Raw genomic sequence first — 16,302 nt, forward strand, 5'->3', positions numbered from 1 at the left:
GACCGGGTTGTCGCTGCCTACCCGTGAGTAATACAGTGTGGGTTACTGATCGGTAACACCTGTCCGGAAGCGGGGCCGCGAACATGACCCACTACAAGAGCAACCTTCGGGACCTTGAGTTCAATCTGTTCGAGGTCTTCGGGGCGGACCAGACGTTCGGCCAGGCGCCGTACACGGACCTGGACGTCGACACCGCCCGCAGCTTCCTCTCCGAGGTCGACCGAATGGCCCGTGAGGATCTCGCGGCCAGCTACACCGACAGCGACCGCAACCCGCCGGTCTTCGACCCCGCCACGCACACCGCGCCGCTGCCGGAGTCGTTCAAGAAGTCGTACCAGGCGTTCATGGACTCCGAGTTCTGGCGGCTGGACCTCCCCGAGGCCCTCGGCGGCAGCAGCGCCCCGCGCGCCCTCTGGTGGTCGCTCGCCGAGCTCGTCCTCGGCGCCAACGCCCCGGTCTGGATGTACGCCTCCGGTCCGTCCTTCGCCCACGTGCTGCACGTCGAGGGCACCGAGGAGCAGCAGAAGTGGGCCAAGCTCTTCATCGACAAGCAGTGGGCCTCCACGATGGTGCTGACCGAGCCGGACGCCGGCTCGGACGTCGGGACCGGCCGCGCCCGCGCGATCCCGCAGCCGGACGGCTCCTGGCACATCGAGGGCGTGAAGCGCTTCATCACCTCCGGTGAGCACGACCTGAGCGAGAACATCGTGCACTACGTGCTGGCCCGCCCGGTCGGTGTGGAGGGCGTCGGTGGGCCCGGCACCAAGGGGCTGTCGCTGTTCGTCGTGCCGAAGTTCCACTTCGACGCCGAGACCGGTGAGCTGGGCGAGCGCAACGGCGTCTACGCCACCAACGTCGAGCACAAGATGGGCATCAAGGTCTCCAACACCTGCGAGCTGACCTTCGGCGAGCACGGCGTACCGGCCAAGGGCTGGCTGCTGGGCGACAGGCACGACGGCATCCGGCAGATGTTCATGATCATCGAGTACGCCCGGATGATGGTCGGCACCAAGGCGATCGCCACCCTGTCCACCGGCTACCTCAACGCCCTGGAGTACGCGAAGAACCGGGTGCAGGGGGCCGATCTGATCCAGCAGGCCGACAAGACCGCCCCCCGGGTCACCATCACCCACCACCCGGACGTGCGCCGTTCGCTGCTGATGCAGAAGTCGTACGCCGAGGGCCTGCGCGCGCTGGTCTGCTACACCGCCGGCTGGCAGGACCGGGTCGCCGTCGCCGAGGCGGCCGGCGACGAGAAGGCGACCAAGCTGGCCAAGCGGGTCAACGACCTGCTCCTGCCGCTGGTCAAGGGCGTCGGCTCGGAGCGGGCGTACGAGCTGCTCGGCCACGAGTCGCTCCAGACCTACGGCGGCTCGGGCTTCCTCCAGGACTACCCCCTGGAGCAGTACGTCCGGGACGCCAAGATCGACACTCTGTACGAGGGCACCACCGCGATCCAGAGCCTCGACCTGATCTTCCGCAAGATCGTCCGGGACAACGGCCGGGCGCTGACCGCCGTCGCCGGTGAGATCCAGGAGTTCATCACCAGCGAGGCCGGCAACGGGCAGCTCAAGGAGGAGCGGCTGGCGCTCGGCCGGGCGCTCGGCGAGATCCAGAACATCATCGGCGTGCTGACCGGCTGGCTCGGCGAGGCCCAGGGCGGCGACGCGCGCAGCCTCTACAAGGTCGGTCTGAGCAGCCGCCGCTTCCTGCTCGCCCTGGGCGACCTGGTGGTCGGCTGGCTGCTCCAGAAGCAGGCCGACGTGGCCCTCAAGGCGCTGGCCGGTGAGGTTTCCGCCACCGACCGGGCGTTCTACACCGGCAAGGTGGCCGCCGCCCGGTTCTTCGCCCGTGAGGTGCTGCCCCGCATCGGCGCCGACCGGAGGATCATCGAGGGCGCCGACCTGGACATCATGGACCTCCCGGAGGAGGCGTTCTGATCCCGCCGAGCTGATTCAGCATGGGCCGATGTTGCGGTATCCGATCGTCCGGATACCGCAACATCGGCCTTTCTGCGCTGACCGCCCCCCGGATTGCCCGCCCCCATCCCGGTAGGCGGGGGGCTGGGCGGGTAAGCCGCGCGGACCACGTCGTCAGGGCACGCCCAACGGCCACCGCACGGGGGAGTGCAGCGCACATGGGTATTGGTAGCGCCATCTTTCTCATCGCGCTCGGCGCGATCATGACGTTCGCGATCCGGGCCAACGTCTGGTGGATCGACCTGCGCGCAGTCGGCTGGGTGTTCATCCTGGCCGGGCTGGCCATACTGCTCACCACGCTGTGGTTCTGGCAGGACCGGCGCAAGCGGGCCCGCACGCTCATCGTGGAGGAGAACCGGCTCTCCCACCCGACCGCGATGATGCCGCCGCCGCCCGACCCGCCGCCGCCCACCGCACCTCCGTCCTGACCGCGCGGCCGTCCCGGTGGCGGTCAGCCGCGGGCGGTGTGCCGGGCGGTGATCGGGGCGTCGCCGGGGGTCAGCTCCGCCCACGGCGTCGCCACCCGGTGCACCACCAGGTCGGTGGTGCGCAGCCCCTCCCGGTCGGCCCGTTGCGGGTCGAGTAGCGCCGACAGCAGCGAGACGCCCGGATTGTGTGCGACGAGCAGCACCGTGCCCGCCTCCGGTTCGACCGTCCGCACCAGGTCGAGCAGGTCGTCCGGGTGCGCCTCGTACGCGGCGGCGGCGTACCGCACCACCGGAGCCGTCCCCGCCGGGCCACCCTCCGGCGGGGACCCGGTCATGCCCAGCGCCACGTCGTGCCAGGTCTGCCTGGTCCGGCGGGCCGCCGAACAGATCACCACGTCGGGGAGCAGACCCTGCCGGGCGAGCCACGCACCGGCGGCGGCGGCGTCCGCGTGCCCCCGGGCGGTCAGCCTGCGCTCCACGTCCGGGCCGGTGGTGGGCTGTTCGGCCTTGGCGTGCCGGAGCAGCACCAGGGTCCGTGTCGCGGCCTCGCCGTCCGTCATTGCACCAGCTTGCCTGATTGGCGCGGGTGCTGCCTGGGTAAGTCGATGGATGCCACTCGCTCATCGATGCCCTCGATGGCCGTGGCCGGGTGGGTAACGCCAGCTGACAGCCAAGGAGGCGACGTCATGGGCATCGGTGCCAGCATCTTCCTCATCGCGGTGGGCGCGATCTTCGCGTTCGCCGTCGACGCCAATCTGGGATGGCTCAACCTCGACGTGGTCGGCTGGGTGCTGATGCTCGCCGGTGTCGTCGGGCTGCTGACCACCCTCTACTTCTGGAACGGCCGCCGCCGGGCCGTCGTCACCACCGCGGTGCGGCAGGACCAGGTCGTCGCCGACCGGGTCGCGCCGGTGCAGGGCGGCCAGGTGGTACGCGAGGAGTACCGCGAGACGCGCGGCTCGGGTTACCCGGTCTGACCGTCCCGCACCCCACGATCTCGGGGGCCCCGCAACGGCGCGGGGCCCCCGAACTGTCTGTGGTTCCTCTCCGCTGTCAGGCGAAGAGGGCGAAGTAGATCGCGATGTGGTGACAGAGGGCGGCGATCAGGGTGCAGGCGTGGAAGAACTCGTGGTGGCCGAAGACGGTGGGCCACGGGTTCGGCCGGCGCAGCGCGTAGAAGACCGCGCCGATGCTGTAGACCGCGCCGCCGGCGGCGAGCAGCACCAGCACGGTGACCCCGCCCTGGCGCAGGATCTGCGGGAGGATCGCCACCGACACCCAGCCGAGGGCCAGGTAGAGCGGCGCGGAGACCCAGCGTGGGGCGTGCGGCCAGATCAGCTTGACGGCGACGCCGGCCAACGCCCCACCCCAGACCAGGGCGAGCATCAGGACGGCCGTACGCCGGTCGAGCAGCAGGACACAGAGCGGGGTGTACGTCCCGGCGATGAACACGAAGATCATCGAGTGGTCCATCCGGCGCATGATCTGGTAGCCGCGCTCCGACCACACCCGGCGGTGGTAGAGGGCGCTGGTGCCGAACAGCCCGCAGACTGTGACGCTGTAGATCAGGCAGCTGACCAGGGGTGTCCAGCCGGGTCGGGTGGCCGCGATCGCACTGAGCACGATGCCGCAGACGAGCGCGACGAAGAACGCGTAGGTGTGCAGCCAGCCGCGCATCCGGGGCTTACCGATGTCGACAGGCTTGAGTCGAAGCGGTGCGGAGGTGGTCACGCAAACAGGTTACGGCACCGTAGGTTACTTCTAGGTAGTGCGACCCGTCACGACCCGGATCGGGTCCACCTGCCCTGGACGGCCCATCGATCGGAGAGTATGGCGGAATGCGGATCCGACCCGTGGGCCGGCACGCCCTCCTGCTCGACTGCGACGATCCCGCCCAGGTGGAGCAGTGGCGGGCCGAGCTGTGGCGACGCCGGGAAGCCGGCGAGCTGAGCGCCGCCGAGATCGTCCCGGCCGCCGGCACCGTCCTGCTCGACGGGGTGCCCGACCCGGAGTCGACAGCCGCCCGGATCACCCGCTGGACCCCCGGCCCGGCCACCACCACGGCCGCCGCCCGCCTGGTCGAGGTGCCCACCGTGTACGACGGGGACGACCTCCCCCGGGTCGCCGAGCACTGGAAGCTGACCGTGCCCCAGGTGGTGCGCCGCCTGGCGGACACCGAGTTCCGGGTGGCGTTCTGCGGGTTCGCCCCCGGCTTCGCCTACCTGACCGGGCTGCCCCCGCAGTACGCGGTGCCCCGACTGCCCACCCCGCGCCCCCGGGTGCCGGCCGGCTCGGTGGCCCTGGCCGGGCCGTACGCGGGGATCTACCCGACCGCGTCGCCGGGCGGCTGGCTGCTGGTGGGGCGGACCACGCTGACCCTGTTCGACGTGTCCGCCGATCCGCCGGCCACCCTCACCCCCGGCACCCGGGTCCGGCTGGTGACCGGATGACCGCACCGCAGAAAACCGCAGGCGCGATCGAGGTGCGGCGGGCGGGACCGCGTACCACCGTGCAGGACCTGGGGCGGCCCGGGTGGGCGCATCTCGGCGTACCCCGGTCGGGGGCGTTGGATCCGGCGGCGCTGGCGCTGGCGAACCGGCTGGTCGGCAACCAGGCGGACGCCGCCGGTCTGGAGCTGACCCTCGGCGGTGGTGAGCTGCGGCTGACCCGGGCCGGCACGGTGGCGGTGACCGGGGCCGACGTCGACGTCCGGGTCGACGGTCGGCCCGGTGACGTGGGCCGGCCGCTGGCGGTGCCGGCGGGCGCGGTGCTGCAGATCGGCACGCCCCGGAACGGGCTGCGCAACTGGCTGGCGGTCGACGGCGGGATCGCCGTCCCGCCCGTGCTCGGCAGCCGGTCCACCGACACCCTCGCCGGCCTCGGCCCGCCCCCGGTCCGCGACGGCGACCTGCTCCCGCTCGGCCGACCGGCCGGGCCGCCCGCACCGGTGGACTTCACCGTCGGCCGGCCGGTGCCGGCGGAGCTGTGGTTGACCCTGCGTCCCGGCCCGCGTGCCGACTGGTTCACCGCCGGGGCGATGGCGCTGCTGCTCGGCACGGCGTACGCGGTGAGCCCGGTCAGTGACCGGGTCGGCACGCGACTGGTCGGCGCGGCGCTGCCCCGCGCGGTGGCCGGGGAACTGCCCAGCGAGGGCGTGGTGCTCGGGGCGGTGCAGGTGCCCGCCGACGGTCAACCGTTGATCTTCCTGGCCGACCATCCGACCACCGGCGGCTACCCGGTGATCGGCGTGGTGGACGACGTGACCGGGCTCGCGCAGGCCCGGCCGGGGACTACGGTGAGGTTCCATGGACCTCAACGCTGACCTCGGCGAGGGATTCGGCATCTGGCGGCTCGGCGACGACGAGGCGCTGCTCGACCTGGTCACCTCCGCCAACGTGGCGTGCGGCTTCCACGGCGGCGACCCGTCGACCATGCGCCGGGTCTGCGCCGCCGCCGCCGAACGCGGTGTCACCGTCGGCGCGCAGGTCGGCTACCGGGACCTGGCCGGCTTCGGCCGCCGGCACATCGCGTACAGCTTCGACGAGCTGCGCGACGACGTCACCTACCAGATCGGGGCGCTCGACGCGTTCTGCCGGCCGTACCGGACCCGGGTGCGCTACCTCAAGCCGCACGGCGCGCTCTACCACGCGGCGGCCACCGACGAGGTGCAGGCCGCCGCCGTGGTCGCCGCCGTCACCGGGTACGACCACGAGCTGCCGATCCTGTGCGCCCCCGGCTCCACCCTCGCCCAGCTCGCCGTCGGCGCGGGACTGCGGGTGGTCGCCGAGGGCTTCGCCGACCGGGGCTACCTGCCCACCGGGGCGCTGGTGCCGCGTACCGCGCCTGGCGCGCTGGTCACCGACCCGGAGGAGGTGGCGCTGCGGGCGGTCCGGATGGCCACCGAGCACACCGTGGTGGCGGTCGACGGGACCGTGGTGCCCTGCCCGGTCGCCTCGATCTGCCTGCACGGGGACAGCCCCGGCGCGGTCGCCTCGGCCGCCCTGGTGCGGGCCGCGTTGATCGACGCCGGGGTCACCCCGACCCCGTTCGCCTGACCGTCCCCGTTCAGGTGTCCAGGCCGCGCAGCACCAACGGGACGCGGGTCGCGCCGTCGTCGACGACCCGTACCGGGACGCCCCAGTCCTGGCGGGTCAGGTGGCAGGCGGCGTGCTCGACGTCGGCGTCGCAGGTGGCGGCCTGCGCGGTCACCTGGAGCACCCCCTGCGGCACGGCCGGGTCGACCACCAGCCGGCGGGACAGCTCGGTGCCGGTGCCCGCCCCCTCAATGAGCAGCTCCGGCGGTGAGGCCGAGACGACCAGCCGGGTCGACGGCCCGTACGTCTCATCCAGCTTCTGCCCCGGCGCCGGCGTGAAGATCACCTCCAGGGTCACCTCGCCGGCCGCGACGTCGGTGGGTTTACGCTCCAGCCGGTGCCGGGGACCGTCCACCGTGTCCGCCCCGGCAGCGGTCAACGCGCCCGGGGCGAGCCGGGTCAACCGGTGCGCCGCCGACTCCACCACCAGCACCCCGCCGTCGGCGGTGAGCACCAGGTCACTCGGCTCGGCCAGCCCGTCGGCCACCGTGGCGACCAGGCCGGTCGCCGGGTCGAAGCGGCGGACCGCGCCGTTGTAGGTGTCGGCGATCAGCACCGAGCCGTCGGGCAGCGCGCACACCCCCAACGGATGCTGGAGCAACGCCCGGTCGGCCGGCCCGTCCACGTGCCCGAAGTCGAACAGCCCCTGCCCGACGGCGGTGCCGAGCACGCCGTTCTGCACGTACCGGATGGCGCTGGTCTCACTGTCGGCCACCCACAGCCGCGCGCCGTCGGCCGAGACGGACAGGCCGGACGGCTGGGCCAGCCACGCCTCGGTCAGTGGACCGTCGCGCAGCGCCTCGACCGTGGTGCCCGCCCACATGCCGGCGGTCCGCTTGACCGGGTCGAACCACCAGAGCTGGTGGATGCCGGCCATCGCCACGATGACCGTGTCGTCGTACCAGGCCAGGTCCCAGGGGGAGGAGAGGTCGACGGAGCGCGCGTCGTGGGCGTGGTCGTCGACAGTGGAGCGCCACTGCCGGCCGGTGCCGGCCACCGTGGTCACCTCGCCGGTCTCCAGGCGTACGCCGCGCAGCAGGTGGTTGACGGTGTCGGCGACCAGCAGGTCGTAGCCGGCGACCTCGGCCACGTGCGGGGGCAGCAGACAGAGCCCCTGCGGCTCGGCGAACCCCGCCGAGGCGGCCGGCCCGTCTACCCGATCCCGCTCACCGGAACCGATCCGCCGGATCAGCGTCTCGCCGTCCGGGGCCAGCTCGACCAGGCTGTGCCGGGCCGAGTCGGAGACCAGCAGGTTGCCGCCGTCGAGCAGCACGGCCTTGCCGGGGAAGCGCAGCGTCGTCTCGGGTGGCGTCGGCGGCACGTACGGCCCGTCGCCCCGGTGCAGGGTGCCCTTGGCCTCGTGGGTGGCGATCAGGTCGTCGACCAGCCGGATCAGCCCCTCGGCGTGACCCTCGCCGGCCATCGTGGCGACCACGTAACCCTCCGGGTCGACCACCGCCAGGGTGGGCCACGCCTTCGCCGCGTACTGCTGCCACATGTCCAGCTCGGGGTCGTCGAGCACCGGGTGGTGCACGCCGTACCGCTCGACGGCGGCGGCCAACGCGGCCGGGTCCTTCTCGTGCTCGAACTTCGGCGAGTGCACCCCGACGACGACCAGCACGTCGGCGTACTTCTCCTCCAGCGGGCGCAACTCGTCGAGCACGTGCAGGCAGTTGATGCAGCAGAAGGTCCAGAAGTCGAGCAGGGCGATCTTTCCCCGCAGGTCGGCGAGCCTCAGCTCCCGCCCACCGGTGTTCAACCAGCCCCGACCACGCAACTCTGGTGCCCGTACCCGTGCGCTCATGCCCCCATCGTGCCGCACCGCCTGCCGACGAGTCGCACGAAGGGCTCAGTGGTCGGGTGGCTGTGCCCAGGACAGGAAACGGTCGGTGAGATTGTTCGACCGGCCGCTGTCGAGCTGGGTGAGGTGATCCTCCGCCTCCCGTTGCAGCGTCGACAGCAGGGCCAGCAGAGCCGGCCGGTCGTCGGCGAACACGGTGAGCAGGGCGAGTTTCGCCTCCCCGCACGGCCACGGGTTCGCGTCGAGGCGGCACAGCCAGATCGGGCGCAGCGGCCGATGGGCGAGCCCGTCGAGCGGCGTCACGCCGGCACCGCCGAGCCGCGAGCTGCCGACCTGGTCGCTGCCCGTGGGGCGGGCGGCCGGGCCGCTGCCGGAGGCGGGGAGGGAAGCCAACGCACCCCGGCGCGGCGGACGTACAGCTCGCGCCGTCGTCGGGCCAGGCCGTCCGGCCCCAGCTCGTACGCCTCGATCCAGGTCCAGCCGTCGTACGTGTGGCGGTCGGTCAGCTCGCGGATCACCCGCACCGTGATCGGCCTGACGAACTGCGGGCTGACCTCGCGGGTCAGGTGGACCAGGTCGCCGCCCCTCAGTCTCGGTTCCCTCATCGCCCCGGCCCCCGGTTCCGGCTTCCCGTCCAGCGACCCGCCAAGACGACGTTCGTCATGCGGCCCGGTCCCCGGTAGGGCGGGATGAACGGCCCGATCGGGCCGGGGACGATCGGCGGCGCGGGCGGTGGTGGTGCGGGCGGCGGGGTCGGTTGGGGTTGGGGCTTCGGCTTGTCGTCCTTCTTCACGGGACCTCCTACCCATCGGTGTTGGCTCGCCATGCCGCCGATATAGCGGTATCGGTGCGGCCGGAAACCGCTATATCGGCGACATGAAGTCGGTCTCCTGATCCCGACCCCTGTCGGCGGCCGGGTCGGTGACACTGCGGTGTGTAATCCGCTACTCTCGGCGGCGAAAGTGTGCTGGTGGTGACCTGGTCGATCGATCACGACCACAGATCAAGCAGACCATTCCTGGTGACGCGATCGAACGGTCGCCAATCGGCAGTGACTCGTAGCCACCAGGCATCGACTAGGCGTTGCTGCAGTCGACGACACCGCTGAGGAGGGACATGCCGGCTCGTGCCAGGGACGCGACACCGAACCTCGCCCTCTACAACCTTCGTGACGCGGGCGGGCAGACCCAGCAGGACGTGGCCGACGCACTCAACCGGCTGGGCTTGCTACGTGGAAAGAAATTGGCTATCACTGCCAACCAGGTCAGCAGGTGGGAGCGGGGTATCACGTACCCGTCCGCGCTGTACCGGCAACTCCTCGCCGAACACTTCGGCGTGTCGGTGCAAACGCTCGGGTTGACGCGTCAGCGCATCACTCCTGATCAGGCAATATCCGCCGGGGTGGACTCGGGAGGCTTGGTCATTCATCAGGGGTCGGATGTGACAGTGCATCCTCAGGTCGCGGCCAACCAGGACGAATGGCGAGCCGTCCGACGGAAGTTGAACGGCCATCGGGTGCCGTTGGCACGAGAGGCTGCCCGGCTGTACGGCAGCGAGTACCGGCTTGGTGACACGGGCCTGATCACGGCACCGGGCTGGTTGCCGTCTGCACCGGTCGAGGTGAGCGAGTTCGGAATCGCATTCTCGCCTGCCTCGTCGCCGCCGCTGGTAACGGGCACCGAGGACGCGGCGGCGGCCGTTCGCCCGCTGATTGCACCTGATCGCAGACACCAGCGTTACAGTCTCGCGCTCCGCGACGTCGAGCAGCCGCAGCTCTTCGAGAACCGGCTGGCCTGGCATCTCACCGGGGTCGACTGGCTCCGCGCGGACCGCGCGTTGACCTTCACTGAGGGGACCTACTTCGGTGGAGTCGATGTCTCCGAGGCTCTGGCCCACGAGATGGCTGCCTCCCACATCACCGGCGACGGCAGCGGGATCCTGCCCGCGTCATGGCGCAATCTGGCGTTCCGTCGGCTGGCGGGTGACCCGTTCGCGTCGGGTCGCTGGCCGGTGGTGCCGTCGTCCGTCGACACGCTGACGTTGCGGGTCGACCCCGACGGGGTGACCTTCGTGCTGCACCATCGGGCGGCGGGCAAGGTGGCGATGGCGGGTGGAACCCTGCACATCATGCCCGCCGGGGTCTTCCAACCGTCGAGCGTCCTGCCGGCGGCGCAGGCCGACGATTTCGACCTGTGGCGCAACATCGTCCGGGAGTACAGCGAAGAGTTCCTCGGCAACGCCGAGCACGGTGGCGAGGGTGCACCGGCCAACTATCACGCCGAGCCGTTGGCGTCACTCGTCGAGGCGTACCAGGCCGGTGGTGTCCGGGTCTTCTGCCTGGGCGTGGCATTGGACGCCCTCACCCTGTGGGGGGAGATCCTGACCGTCGCGGTGTTCGACGGTCCGACGTATGACCGGCTCTTTGCCGACATGGTCACCTTCAACGCTGAGGTCACGATCGTCACGACCGGCCGGCTCAAGCCGACATCGGCGCTTCCGTTTACTCGCCACACCATCGACGAGATCACCAGCGGCGGGCAGCTCGCGCCGGCTGCCGCCGGCTGTATCGAGCTCGCCTGGGAGCATCGCCGGACGATCCTGGACAGGGGCTGACGTGCACGTTCTGGTAACTGGTGGGCTGGGTTTCCTGGGGCACGCCGTCACCCTCGACCTGCTCGCCGCCGGCCACCGGGTGGCTGTGTTGAGCCGGGGGCGTACCGACCGCAAGTCGGCACCGGGTGCCGACCTGGTGACCGGCGACCTCCGCGACCGCGCCCAGATCGCGGCGGTCGTCCGGACCGGGTCGTACGACGGTGTCGTGCACTTGGCCGCGCTCACCAGCGGACGCGACTCGCTGGCCGACCCGCTGACCTACTTCGACGTCAACGCCACCGGCACGCTCCACCTGCTGATGGCGTTGGATTCGGTACGCGACCGGGCGGCCCCGGCGTCGTTCGTGCTCGCCTCCACCAACATCGTGTACGGGTCACAGCGCAGCGGCACGCTGTCGGAAGACCTGGACGTGCACCCGGAGAGCCCGTACGGCGCGTCGAAGGTCGCAGCGGAGCAGATGGTGGCCGGGTACGCCGCGACCGGTGCGCTCGGCGCGGTGACCGTTCGTCCGTTCAACGTCGCCGGGGCGGTCGACGGGGTCACCGACACCGACCCGGCCCGGATCATCCCCAACGTCTTCCGTGCGATGACCGGTCAACTCGACCAGGTCAGCCTCAACGGCGACGGCTCGGCCGTCCGCGACTTCGTGCACGTCGCGGACGTCGCTGCCGGCATCCGGCTCGCCCTCGCCGCCTGCACACCCGGCACCCATCATGCGGTCAACCTTGCCTCCGGCGTCGGGACGAGCATGGCCGAGGTGATCGCCGCCGCCGAACAGGTAACCGGTCGGTCGGTGATGGTGCGGCAGTTGCCCCCGAAGCCGGAGCCGTCGCATCTGGTGGGGGAGATCAGTCGGGCGCGTTCGCTGCTGGGCTGGCAGCCGATCCGCTCCGATCTGACCCAGATGATCACGGACAGTTGGGTGGCCTGGCAGCGCCTCGGCTGACCTATTTGGGTGGAATGCCGGAGCTGGAATTCTTGCATCATTCCGCCTTGCCGCGACCTTGCCTTACCCTTAAGGCTTCCGCGCATTGCGATAGCTTTTATAACTTAGGTTCAGTTGGTTGATAGAGATCTAGATCCATCTGTGCGCGTAGCGCCTCGTATGCGTAGTCCTGCCCAGTTCGAGATCGATTTCCGTGAGCCTTGCTCAGCGCTGGATCGTTGCAGGCTTTGGCCAGCTCGATCCGTATTTCCGGCACCAGATCTGGATGCTGTTGGGAGAGGAAGGAAAGTATTAGTCCTGCCTCTCGCCGCACCTCGTAACCTTCACTTTTGAAGAGCGAAATCAAATGTCGCCGTAGTTCCTGGGTGGGTAGGGCGCGACGTAGCGCTCTTACGGCTTCTGACCGTGCTGTCCAGGAATTGCTGGTGGTGGCGATGTTAATCAGGGTGTCTGTGACTGGTTCGGTCAGCGCCCCCGCTTCCTCCAGCGCCGAGACCGCATGCCTCCGAACATTTGGATCGGAGTCCGTGGTGGCAATGGCAACCAGTATTGCGATTGTCGTTCCATTTAAATCGCCGCCTGTGGCCAGCGCTGAAGCCGCACGTCCGCGTAAGTAAGGATCAGGATCGTCGGTGGCGATTTTAGCCAATGTGGCGGCCACCGTTGCAGTGACTGCGCCAAAGTCTGCGAGCGCGGAGCCTGCTTGGACGAGAACGAATCGATCAGGATCGCTGATGGCGATATCGGTAAGCATGGTGATCACCGGACCGTCGAGTACCCTTCCGGTGACCAATGCTGAGATCGCCTGTGCGCGTAGGTACGGATCGGGATCATTTGTGGCGATAGCGCAGAAGGTAGTGACTACATCATCGGTTACCCCTCCGCCTTCTGCCAACGCCAAAATCCCCTGTGTCCGTACGTCTGGGTCGGGATCGGTGTTGGCTACAACGGTCAGTGTGGCGATGATTCGCTCGGTGAGAGTGCCACCTTCCGTTAGTACGGTAATTGCCTGTATTCGCATGAATCGGTCAGGATTTTTGGTGGCGATGTTGATTAGTTCGGTGACGACCTCGCTGGTCATTTCGCCAGCTTCTGCTAGTTCCATCCCTGCATGGATTCGTAGGTCTGGCTCGGGATCGTTGACGGCGATCGTAATCAGCGCTCGGACGACCTCTTCGCTAAGTGCTGTACCCTTTGTCAGCGCTGAGATTGCCTCTTCCCGTACGAATCTATCAATGTCGTTGGTGGCGATGTCGATCAGCGTGTTCGTTATTGGTTCGGTGAGTGCAGTTTCGGTCAGTGCTAATATTGCTTGCACTCGGGCGTCTGGATCGGGATCACTGCTCGCCATCATGAGCAACGGTGCGGTAACTTCTTCGGCGAATCCGCTGGTAGATAATGCTGCGACTGCATGCTTCCGCACGTATGAATCGCGATCGGAGGTAGCGATGGTGGTTAAGGTGGTAATGATTGGTTTCGTTGGCGAGTTGGATTCCAGTAATGCCGAGACTGTCGTTGTCCGCACGAATCTGTCGGTGTCTTTGACGGCGATCTTGATTAGTGTGGCAGCGATTGCTTCGGTAAGTGGTTCGGTTTCTGCCAGTGCTGATATCGCCTTTGTCCGCACGTCCGGGTGAGGGTCGTTGGTGGCGACAGTAGTCAACGTGTTGCTAATTGTTCCAATGGGCGCATTTTCTGTCAGTGCTGACATCGCTTGCATTCGGACGTCTGGATCGGTGTCTTTGACGGCGATCTTGATTAGTGTGGCAGCGATTGCTTCGGTAAGTGGTTCGATTTCTGCCAGTGCTGATATCGCCTCTTTTCGCACGTCTGGGCGGTGATCGTTAGTGGCTATTCCTGCTAGTGAAACGACGGCCGATCCGGTCAGGTGTCCACATTTTGCCAGAGCTAGACCCGCTTCGATCTGCGTCGTGGGATCGAAGCTGTCAGTGGCGATGGTGGCTAAGGCGGTAATTGTGGCGGTCGGTAGTGAGCCGGACCGGGCAGTGATGGAGGTCAGTTCACACCAGGGTAAGACGATATCGTGGGGCAGCATGGCAGCCCGGCTATCCAGGGCGGCTTGAAATCGCCCTCCAGCCTTGGTGCCACCCAGGGCGGCCAGTCGGTCACGTAAAGACTCACGATATGCGACGAAACGACACCGGCTGTGCTTCCTGTCCAGCCACTCGTCGACCGCCCTATTCACCACCGCGTCGATGGTCGAGGTCTTCAGCGGCGTATCGTCGGCCAGGACTCGGAGCATGAAGAGAAAGTCCCGGCCCAGTAGTTCCTCGTACGGGCTCGGGTTGCCCTCGGCCGGGTAGATCGCCTTCGTCACCACGTCGTCGATCTGTTCGACGTAGTCGGTGCCGATCAGGCCGAGCGCGAGCAGGATCGGCTCCTCGTAGCGGGGGTCGTGCAGCCGGCGGCGGATCTCGCTGATCCGGTCGGTGGCCGAGCCACGGAACGCCAGCGCCCGGCCGGCGTAGTACTCCTCGAAGGTCAGGTGGGCGAAGCCGTAGCGGCCGGGAGCCCGCTCGACCAGCAGGCCGGTGTGGGTGTCGGCCTTGTCGACGAAGTCGAGCACCCCCAGCCCGGCGTCGGTGCGCAGCGGGTCGGCGGCCTCCAGCACGCGCGGATCCCACCCGACACCCTGGTGCGCCGCCCACAACGGACCGAGCACTTCAAGTAGCTCTGCACGGGTGGCCGCGCCCTCCGGGCGGTGCTCGTGCATCCACCAGCCCAGTTCGGTCAGCCACCGGGTCAGGATTCGCTCGTCGGGCAGGTCGGCCTCGGCGACCCCCTGGGCGCTGCGCCAGGTGCGCCCGAGCGCGTTGCACACCTCCACATACGCCTCGACCCGGCGGTGCGGGAGCCGGCCGCTGGCCCGGTGCACCAGCACCAGCGCGGTCAACAGCAGGGGGTTGGCGGCCAGCCGGCGTACCCCGGCGTTGGTGGTGAGGGCCTGTTCGATCGCGGTGGCCTCGCGTGCGCCGGCCAGCCGGGTCGCCTCGGCGGACCGGCCCGGGGTTTCGGCGCGCTCGACCTCGCGGCAGTAGACGTCGAGGAACCGGCTGATCGTCGGGTCGTCCATGTCCTGGAGCTGCACCGCGCGGAACGGCTCCGGCAGCGGGGCGGCCTGGTAGCCGGCGATCCGGCTGGTCACCACGAACCGGTTGCCCTGCCGCGCGTGGGCGGTCACGAAGTTGGTCACCGCCGTGACCACGCCCCGGCGCAGCTCGGCCGAGGCGATCTCGTCCAGGCCGTCCAACAGCACCAGGCAGCGGCCGGCGTCGAGCTGGCGGCGCAGCAGGTCGGGCAGACCCGGCAGGGTGCACTCCGCGCGGCGGAGCTGGCCGGGCAGGAATTCACCGATGCCCACCTCCGGGAACCCCTGGCGGGCGTACTCGCCGATGCGGAGATAGATCGGGAACAGCGCGTCCCGGCCCTGGACCTGCTCGCCGCTGATGAGCGCTCGGGCGTGGGTCAGGGCCAGGTAACGCAGCAGGGTGGTCTTGCCTGTCCCGGGATCGCCCAGGACCAGCAACTGGGCGGCGTCGCGGGCCGCGTCGAGCACCGGCTGCCTGGCCGGCTGGTCGGTCTCGGCGGCGAACCGGTGGCCGTACTCCGTCTGCAACCGGTCGAGGGCTGCCTCGAAACCGGTGTGGTCCAGCGTTCCCTCGGCCACCAGGGCGGCCAGCCGCTCCCGCTCGCGCTCGAACCACGCCCGCGCCCGATCACCGGGATTGCGGTCCCGCTGCGCCTGCAACCCGACGAACACCTCGCCCAACGGAAGCTGCACGGTGGTGTTCCGGACCACCCCCACGGTACGCAGGTAGCGGTGCTGGTCGATCAGCCAGCGCAGGTAGGCGACCCGGTCGTCGTCGGTGGCGTCGACCGCGCCCAGGTGCTCGGCGATGCGGGTGGTCGCCTGGGCGGTCGACGCGGCATCGGAGCGGCCGAGCATCCCCTGGAGGGTCGCCTCGCGGCGCACCTCGGCGTCCAGCCCGTCGAGCAGAGCCTTGAACGCGGGCCGCAGCAGGCCGACCCGGTCGTACCGTTCGTCGTCGGATTCGGCCCGGCCGAGCGAGTCGACGGCCCGTTCCGCCAGCCGCACCGGCGAGGGCGGCACACCGGGGACGAGTGCCTTCGCCAGCTCGGGAGCGCCCTCGTGCACCCAGAAGCCGTCGTTGATGTCGAACTCGGCCAGCCGGTCGCCGTACGACCGGTTCAGCTCGGTGAGGGCGCGGCGCAACGCGCGCTCCAGGGCCTTGTGTTCCGGGTCCCCCCACACGCGGGCCTTGACGCCCTTGGCGGCGGCGGCCCCGACCTGCGCCAGGATCGGCTTCGCCAGCGCCGTGGCCAGCGCGACAGGGTCCATGGCCGGCAAGTGTAGGCGGACCGACCACAAGGGATAGTCGTATAGCCGACCGGCTCCTGG

The 16,302-nt window shown here is 69.5% G+C and carries 14 protein-coding genes; 8 read left to right on the plus strand and 6 right to left on the minus strand.

Annotation, left to right across the window (positions count from 1 at the left end; genetic code table 11):
* Window positions 1-83 precede the first annotated feature (83 nt).
* Together JQN84_RS11980 and JQN84_RS11985 are read left to right on the plus strand one after the other, a co-directional pair.
* Complete coding sequence (locus JQN84_RS11980; protein WP_204958445.1) at window positions 84-1,940, plus strand: acyl-CoA dehydrogenase; 1,857 nt, start codon at window positions 84-86, stop codon at window positions 1,938-1,940.
* Between the two features lie 197 nt (window positions 1,941-2,137).
* Window positions 2,138-2,407, plus strand: a complete 270-nt coding sequence (locus JQN84_RS11985; protein WP_204958446.1) for a DUF6458 family protein — start codon at window positions 2,138-2,140, stop codon at window positions 2,405-2,407.
* A 23-nt stretch (window positions 2,408-2,430) separates the two neighbouring features.
* Here JQN84_RS11985 and JQN84_RS11990 read toward each other — a convergent pair whose 3' ends face one another.
* Window positions 2,431-2,967 (minus strand): SixA phosphatase family protein, encoded by a 537-nt coding sequence (locus JQN84_RS11990; protein ID WP_204958447.1) that lies wholly within the window; start codon window positions 2,965-2,967, stop codon window positions 2,431-2,433.
* 126 nt (window positions 2,968-3,093) lie between these two features.
* Here JQN84_RS11990 and JQN84_RS11995 point away from each other — a divergent pair, with 126 nt between their 5' ends.
* Entirely contained in the window at window positions 3,094-3,384 is a 291-nt protein-coding gene (locus JQN84_RS11995; RefSeq protein ID WP_204958448.1) for a DUF6458 family protein, read from the plus strand.
* A 76-nt stretch (window positions 3,385-3,460) separates the two neighbouring features.
* On the opposite strand, the gene trhA is transcribed toward JQN84_RS11995, so the two are convergent.
* Window positions 3,461-4,138, minus strand: a complete 678-nt coding sequence (gene trhA, locus JQN84_RS12000) for a PAQR family membrane homeostasis protein TrhA (RefSeq protein WP_204958449.1) — start codon at window positions 4,136-4,138, stop codon at window positions 3,461-3,463.
* 107 nt (window positions 4,139-4,245) lie between these two features.
* Here trhA and JQN84_RS12005 point away from each other — a divergent pair, with 107 nt between their 5' ends.
* Genes JQN84_RS12005 through JQN84_RS12015 form a run of 3 tightly spaced genes read left to right on the plus strand, consistent with a single transcriptional unit; the run spans window position 4,246 to window position 6,462 of the window.
* On the plus strand, window positions 4,246-4,857 hold the full coding sequence (locus JQN84_RS12005) for a 5-oxoprolinase subunit B family protein (protein WP_204958450.1): 612 nt from the start codon (window positions 4,246-4,248) through the stop codon (window positions 4,855-4,857).
* Window positions 4,854-5,729, plus strand: coding sequence for a 5-oxoprolinase subunit C family protein (locus JQN84_RS12010; protein ID WP_204958451.1), 876 nt, complete (start codon window positions 4,854-4,856; stop codon window positions 5,727-5,729). The genes JQN84_RS12005 and JQN84_RS12010 overlap by 4 nt, the downstream gene beginning before the upstream one ends.
* Window positions 5,713-6,462 (plus strand): LamB/YcsF family protein, encoded by a 750-nt coding sequence (locus JQN84_RS12015; protein ID WP_204958452.1) that lies wholly within the window; start codon window positions 5,713-5,715, stop codon window positions 6,460-6,462. The genes JQN84_RS12010 and JQN84_RS12015 overlap by 17 nt, the downstream gene beginning before the upstream one ends.
* Window positions 6,463-6,472: 10 nt before the next feature.
* Here JQN84_RS12015 and JQN84_RS12020 read toward each other — a convergent pair whose 3' ends face one another.
* Genes JQN84_RS12020 through JQN84_RS12030 form a run of 3 tightly spaced genes read right to left on the minus strand, consistent with a single transcriptional unit; the run spans window position 6,473 to window position 8,907 of the window.
* Complete coding sequence (locus JQN84_RS12020; RefSeq protein ID WP_204958453.1) at window positions 6,473-8,305, minus strand: NHL domain-containing thioredoxin family protein; 1,833 nt, start codon at window positions 8,303-8,305, stop codon at window positions 6,473-6,475.
* Between the two features lie 45 nt (window positions 8,306-8,350).
* Window positions 8,351-8,605, minus strand: a complete 255-nt coding sequence (locus JQN84_RS12025; protein ID WP_204958454.1) for a flavin reductase — start codon at window positions 8,603-8,605, stop codon at window positions 8,351-8,353.
* Window positions 8,602-8,907, minus strand: coding sequence for a hypothetical protein (locus JQN84_RS12030; RefSeq protein ID WP_204958455.1), 306 nt, complete (start codon window positions 8,905-8,907; stop codon window positions 8,602-8,604). The genes JQN84_RS12025 and JQN84_RS12030 overlap by 4 nt, the downstream gene beginning before the upstream one ends.
* Window positions 8,908-9,418: 511 nt before the next feature.
* On the opposite strand from JQN84_RS12030, the gene JQN84_RS12035 reads away from it, so the two are divergent.
* Window positions 9,419-10,915 (plus strand): helix-turn-helix domain-containing protein, encoded by a 1,497-nt coding sequence (locus tag JQN84_RS12035; protein WP_204958456.1) that lies wholly within the window; start codon window positions 9,419-9,421, stop codon window positions 10,913-10,915.
* Window position 10,916: 1 nt separating this feature from the next.
* Window positions 10,917-11,861 carry an NAD-dependent epimerase/dehydratase family protein gene (locus JQN84_RS12040; RefSeq protein WP_204958457.1) on the plus strand — a complete coding sequence of 315 codons (945 nt, stop codon included), beginning with the start codon at window positions 10,917-10,919 and terminating at the stop codon, window positions 11,859-11,861.
* Window positions 11,862-11,958: 97 nt separating this feature from the next.
* Here JQN84_RS12040 and JQN84_RS12045 read toward each other — a convergent pair whose 3' ends face one another.
* Window positions 11,959-16,242 (minus strand): HEAT repeat domain-containing protein, encoded by a 4,284-nt coding sequence (locus tag JQN84_RS12045; RefSeq protein ID WP_204958458.1) that lies wholly within the window; start codon window positions 16,240-16,242, stop codon window positions 11,959-11,961.
* Between the last annotated feature and the right edge of the window lie 60 nt (window positions 16,243-16,302).

It is taken from the genome of Micromonospora humidisoli, assembly GCF_016900955.1.
Classification (GTDB): Bacteria; Actinomycetota; Actinomycetes; order Mycobacteriales; family Micromonosporaceae; genus Micromonospora; species Micromonospora wenchangensis.

Excerpts from the sequence above, each read along its gene's own strand:
- JQN84_RS12005 (WP_204958450.1), top strand. The coding sequence starts at position 4,246 with ATGCGGATCCGACCCGTGGGCCGGCACGCCCTCCTGCTCGACTGCGAC.
- JQN84_RS12030 (WP_204958455.1), bottom strand. The coding sequence starts at position 8,907 with ATGAGGGAACCGAGACTGAGGGGCGGCGACCTGGTCCACCTGACCCGC.
- JQN84_RS12020 (WP_204958453.1), bottom strand. The coding sequence starts at position 8,305 with ATGAGCGCACGGGTACGGGCACCAGAGTTGCGTGGTCGGGGCTGGTTG.
- JQN84_RS12015 (WP_204958452.1), top strand. The coding sequence starts at position 5,713 with ATGGACCTCAACGCTGACCTCGGCGAGGGATTCGGCATCTGGCGGCTC.
- JQN84_RS12045 (WP_204958458.1), bottom strand. The coding sequence starts at position 16,242 with ATGGACCCTGTCGCGCTGGCCACGGCGCTGGCGAAGCCGATCCTGGCG.
- JQN84_RS11990 (WP_204958447.1), bottom strand. The coding sequence starts at position 2,967 with ATGACGGACGGCGAGGCCGCGACACGGACCCTGGTGCTGCTCCGGCAC.
- JQN84_RS11980 (WP_204958445.1), top strand. The coding sequence starts at position 84 with ATGACCCACTACAAGAGCAACCTTCGGGACCTTGAGTTCAATCTGTTC.
- JQN84_RS11995 (WP_204958448.1), top strand. The coding sequence starts at position 3,094 with ATGGGCATCGGTGCCAGCATCTTCCTCATCGCGGTGGGCGCGATCTTC.
- JQN84_RS11985 (WP_204958446.1), top strand. The coding sequence starts at position 2,138 with ATGGGTATTGGTAGCGCCATCTTTCTCATCGCGCTCGGCGCGATCATG.
- JQN84_RS12010 (WP_204958451.1), top strand. The coding sequence starts at position 4,854 with ATGACCGCACCGCAGAAAACCGCAGGCGCGATCGAGGTGCGGCGGGCG.
- JQN84_RS12035 (WP_204958456.1), top strand. The coding sequence starts at position 9,419 with ATGCCGGCTCGTGCCAGGGACGCGACACCGAACCTCGCCCTCTACAAC.